We start from the raw sequence: 4,208 nt of genomic DNA, 5'->3' as shown, positions 1-4,208 counted from the left end.
CGGGCACCCTTCCCCGGACAGCCAGGAACGCGGCCTGAGACCATGACCTCGTCGATCGCCCTGCGTGCCGCGCTCGGCATCGCCCTGCTCACCGCCATGGACGCGGTAATCAAGGGGCAGATGCAGCAACACCCCTTCATCGTCGCGCTGTTCATGCGTTTCCTGATGGGCGGTGCCTGCGCGCTCGTCGTCCTCGCGATCGCCCGCCCGGCCCGCCCGACCCGTACCAGCCTCGTCGGAAACATCGCGCGCGTGCCGATCGTCGTGCTGACGGCCGGCAGCTTCTTCTACTCGGTCTCGGTGCTGCCGCTCGCCGAGGCGCTGACATTGTCCTTCCTTGCGCCGGTCTTCGTCGCGCTGCTCGGCGGGCTCCTGCTCAAGGAACACATCGACCGGCGCGTGCTGCAGGCGCTCGCCTTTGGTCTCGCCGGCATGCTGGTGATGGTCTGGCCAAGGCTTCAGGGCCATGTCAGCGGCGCCAGCCTCGGCGTCGCCGCGGCGCTGTTCTCGGCGGTGAGCTACGCCTTCAACCTGATCCTGCTCCGGCGCATCGCGGTCAGGGAGCACCCCACGGTCATCGTCGCCTTCCAGAATATCGGGCCGGCGCTCTGCCTTGCCATCCCCGCGGCATTCGCTTTCGTGCCGATGACGCTCGCGGATCTCGCGAACTACCTCTTCGCCGGCATCCTCGGCGTCGCCGGCCATCTCACGCTTACTTCGGCCTATGCCAAGGCGGCCGCGTCGCGCCTGGCGGCCATCGAATACACCGCGTTGATCTGGGCGAGCCTGCTCGGCTTCTTCGTCTTCGGCGAGGTGCCGCTGTACACGACCTATCTCGGCGCCCTGCTCATCGTCGCAGGCGCGGTCGCGGTCAGCCGGCGCTAGATCGGGCGGGGAATACGAGGCAGGTCTCGGTACCGTGCGCCAGGAGCTTGCCGCGCGCGTCGACGAGGCGGCCCTCGGTGGTCACGACCGTGCCGCCGCGGTGGATCAGCCTGCCCTCGCAGCGCACGGTGCCGGAGTCCGGCATGACGGGCCGGACATAGTTCAGCTTCATCTCCAGCGTGGTGTAGCCCTCGCCCGGCTTCAGCGTGGAATGCGCCGCGCAGGCCATGGCGGAATCCAGGATCGTCGCCGTCCAGCCACCATGGATCGTGCCGAGGGGATTGAAAAAGCGGGGCGAAGGCGTGCCGACGAAAACGACACGTCCCTCGTCCGCCTCCACCAGATCGAAATCCATGGCATCGGCGAAAGGTGGCGCGGGGTTCCGCCCCTCTATGATCCCCCGCAGGAAGCCCAGACCATCGCCCGCCACGAGCTCCTCGCGAGACACCACCCCAACCGTACGCGCCATGGCCGACCTCCCTTCGTGTATCTGCACGATAATGAGAGAGCGTCGGCAAGGTCAACCGAGGCCCGGTTCGGGCGGGGTTCGCCTCAGGGTTCGCTGCGTGCGGCCCGGCGCAGGGCCTTGAGGCCATCGCGCGTCTCGCGCCAGCGCTCCTGGCCGTAGCCGCCCTCGATCTTGTCCTGGGCCGCACGCCAATAGGGGATGGCGGCCTCGATCGCAGCCCTGCCCTTCTCGGTCACGGCATAGACCGACGCCCGGCCACGGCACTCGACCGGTTCGACCAGCCCTTCGGCGGCCAGCAGCTGGAGATTGCGCGTCAGCGATGTCCGCTCCAGCGCAAAACGCTCCGCGAGCTCCGTCACCGACTTCCACTGGCCGGTGCTGAGCGCCGAGAGCAGCACGAACTGCGTAATCTTCAGGCCGCTCGGGCGCATCGCCTCGTCATAGGCCCGCGTCACCGCCCGCGCCGTCATGCGGATGTGCAGCGCAACGCAGGACCGGGCTATGGCGTCTAGACGGGGATCGGGCGCTGGTGTCGTCATTCGGCCATCTTAGCGTGTTCTAGCGCTCGCGGCAGCCGGAAGGCGAAGGCTGCGGCACTGTCTCCGGCGGCGTTCACTTTATCGTCGCAGGCTTCCTTGACTCTCCGAAACCTCGCGCCTATCTCCCAGCCAACTGTTAGCACTCTCCTCTGATGACTGCTAACAGTCTCCCCCGGGCCCCTTCCGCGGCGCCCGAACAGAATGAGACCGAGAGGAAGACAGAACCATGAAGTTCCGTCCTTTGCATGACCGCGTCGTGGTCCGCCGCCTGGATGGCGAAGAGAAGACCAAGGGTGGCATCATCATCCCCGAGACCGCCAAGGAAAAGCCCCAGGAGGGCGAGGTCATCGCCGTCGGCCCCGGCGCGCGTGACGATGCCGGCAAGCTCGTCGCCCTCGATGTCAAGAAGGGCGACCGCGTCCTGTTCGGCAAGTGGTCGGGCACCGAGGTCAAGATCGACGGCCAGGATCTCCTGATCATGAAGGAATCCGACATCATGGGCGTCGTCGGCTGATAGCCGCCTGACCGCTCTCTTCCGTATACATTTCAAGGAGTAGCTCTCATGGCTGCCAAAGACGTCAAGTTCTCCTCCGACGCCCGCGACAAGATGCTGCGCGGCGTGGATATTCTCGCCAATGCCGTGAAGGTCACGCTGGGTCCGAAGGGCCGCAACGTCGTGATCGAGAAGTCGTTCGGCGCTCCGCGCATCACCAAGGACGGCGTCACCGTCGCCAAGGAGATCGAGCTCGCCGACAAGTTCGAGAACATGGGCGCCCAGATGGTCCGCGAAGTCGCTTCGCGCCAGAACGACCATGCCGGCGACGGCACCACCACCGCCACGGTTCTCGCCCAGGCGATCGTCCGCGAAGGCGCCAAGTCGGTTGCGGCCGGCATGAACCCGATGGACCTGAAGCGCGGCATCGACCTCGCTGTCGAGGCCATCGTCGCGGACCTCAAGAAGAACTCGAAGAAGGTCACCTCGAACGCGGAAGTCGCGCAGGTCGGCACGATCTCGGCCAACGGCGACTCGTCGGTCGGCGAGATGATCTCGAAGGCCATGCAGAAGGTCGGCAACGAGGGTGTCATCACCGTCGAGGAAGCCAAGACCGCCGACACCGAGCTCGACGTCGTCGAGGGCATGCAGTTCGACCGCGGCTACCTGTCGCCGTACTTCATCACCAACTCCGAGAAGATGATCGCGGAGCTGGACGACCCCTACATCCTCGTCTTCGAGAAGAAGCTGTCGTCGCTGCAGGCGATGCTGCCGATCCTCGAGGCCGTCGTGCAGACCGGCAAGCCGCTGCTCATCATCGCCGAGGACGTCGAGGGCGAGGCTCTCGCCACGCTCGTCGTCAACAAGCTCCGTGGCGGCCTGAAGGTCGCGGCCGTCAAGGCTCCGGGCTTCGGCGATCGCCGCAAGGCCATGCTCGAGGACATCTCGATCCTGACCGCCGGCCAGATGATCTCGGAAGACCTCGGCATCAAGCTCGAGACCGTGACGCTCAACATGCTCGGCCGCGCCAAGCGCGTGCGCATCGAGAAGGAGAACACCACGATCATCGACGGCGCCGGCAAGAAGAAGGACATCGAGGCCCGCGTCGCCCAGATCAAGGCCCAGATCGAGGAGACCACCTCGGACTACGACCGTGAGAAGCTCCAGGAGCGTCTCGCCAAGCTCGCTGGCGGCGTCGCGGTGATCCGCGTCGGCGGCGCGACCGAGGTCGAGGTCAAGGAGAAGAAGGACCGCGTTGACGATGCCCTGAACGCGACCCGCGCTGCGGTCGAAGAAGGCATCCTGCCGGGCGGCGGCGTCGCCCTCCTGCGCGCGCTGAACTCGGTCAAGTCGATCAAGACCCAGAACGACGACCAGAAGACCGGCGTCGAGATCGTCCGCAAGGCGATCGCCGCTCCGGCCCGCCAGATCGTCGACAACGCCGGCGATGACGGCGCCGTCGTGGTCGGCAAGCTGGTCGAGTCGAAGGACTACGCCTGGGGCTACAACGCCCAGACCGGCGAGTACGGCGACCTGGTCAAGGCCGGCATCATCGACCCGACCAAGGTCGTGCGTACGGCGATCCAGGACGCGGCTTCGATCGCGGGCCTGCTGATCACCACCGAGGCGATGATCGCCGAGGCGCCGAAGAAGGACGCCCCGATGCCCCCGATGGGCGGCGGCGGCATGGGCGGCATGGACTTCTGATCCATCCACCTACCAAGCCTACGGAAGGCCCGGCGCAAGCCGGGCCTTTTCGTTTCACGGCACTGTCATCCGGGCGCCATCCGCCCGTCGCGGCGTGCGCGCATCGACGCGGGAT

The 4,208-nt window shown here is 66.5% G+C and carries 5 protein-coding genes; 3 read left to right on the top strand and 2 right to left on the bottom strand.

The genetic code is table 11. The features are described 5' to 3' along the window. Positions 1 to 885, top strand: an 885-nt coding sequence (locus ACIPIA_RS11240) for a DMT family transporter (RefSeq protein WP_400509498.1), incomplete at its 5' end; no start/stop codon positions are given. Here the strand turns inward: ACIPIA_RS11240 and ACIPIA_RS11235 are convergent. Both ACIPIA_RS11235 and ACIPIA_RS11230 read right to left on the bottom strand, forming a co-directional pair. Beyond that, positions 872 to 1,354: a PaaI family thioesterase gene (locus ACIPIA_RS11235; protein WP_400509496.1), complete on the bottom strand. Its 483-nt coding sequence runs from the start codon at positions 1,352 to 1,354 to the stop codon at positions 872 to 874. The genes ACIPIA_RS11240 and ACIPIA_RS11235 overlap by 14 nt on opposite strands. An 83-nt stretch (positions 1,355 to 1,437) precedes the next feature. Beyond that, a complete protein-coding gene (locus ACIPIA_RS11230; protein ID WP_400509494.1) occupies positions 1,438 to 1,893 on the bottom strand; it encodes a MarR family winged helix-turn-helix transcriptional regulator in 456 nt (151 codons plus the stop codon). Positions 1,894 to 2,119: 226 nt separating this feature from the next. Between ACIPIA_RS11230 and groES the strand changes: the two genes are divergently transcribed. Both groES and groL read left to right on the top strand, forming a co-directional pair. Next, complete coding sequence (gene groES, locus ACIPIA_RS11225) at positions 2,120 to 2,407, top strand: co-chaperone GroES (RefSeq protein WP_400509492.1); 288 nt, start codon at positions 2,120 to 2,122, stop codon at positions 2,405 to 2,407. Positions 2,408 to 2,455: 48 nt separating this feature from the next. Continuing rightward, positions 2,456 to 4,093: a chaperonin GroEL gene (gene groL / locus ACIPIA_RS11220; RefSeq protein ID WP_400509491.1), complete on the top strand. Its 1,638-nt coding sequence runs from the start codon at positions 2,456 to 2,458 to the stop codon at positions 4,091 to 4,093. The last annotated feature ends 115 nt before the right edge of the window (positions 4,094 to 4,208 follow it).

The sequence above is a fragment of the Allobosea sp. CER48 genome (assembly GCF_044752385.1).
Classification (GTDB): Bacteria; Pseudomonadota; Alphaproteobacteria; order Rhizobiales; family Beijerinckiaceae; genus Allobosea.
This window is presented reverse-complemented; position numbering and strand designations above follow the sequence as displayed.

Excerpts from the sequence above, each read along its gene's own strand:
- groL (WP_400509491.1), top strand. The coding sequence starts at position 2,456 with ATGGCTGCCAAAGACGTCAAGTTCTCCTCCGACGCCCGCGACAAGATG.
- ACIPIA_RS11230 (WP_400509494.1), bottom strand. The coding sequence starts at position 1,893 with ATGACGACACCAGCGCCCGATCCCCGTCTAGACGCCATAGCCCGGTCC.
- ACIPIA_RS11235 (WP_400509496.1), bottom strand. The coding sequence starts at position 1,354 with ATGGCGCGTACGGTTGGGGTGGTGTCTCGCGAGGAGCTCGTGGCGGGC.
- groES (WP_400509492.1), top strand. The coding sequence starts at position 2,120 with ATGAAGTTCCGTCCTTTGCATGACCGCGTCGTGGTCCGCCGCCTGGAT.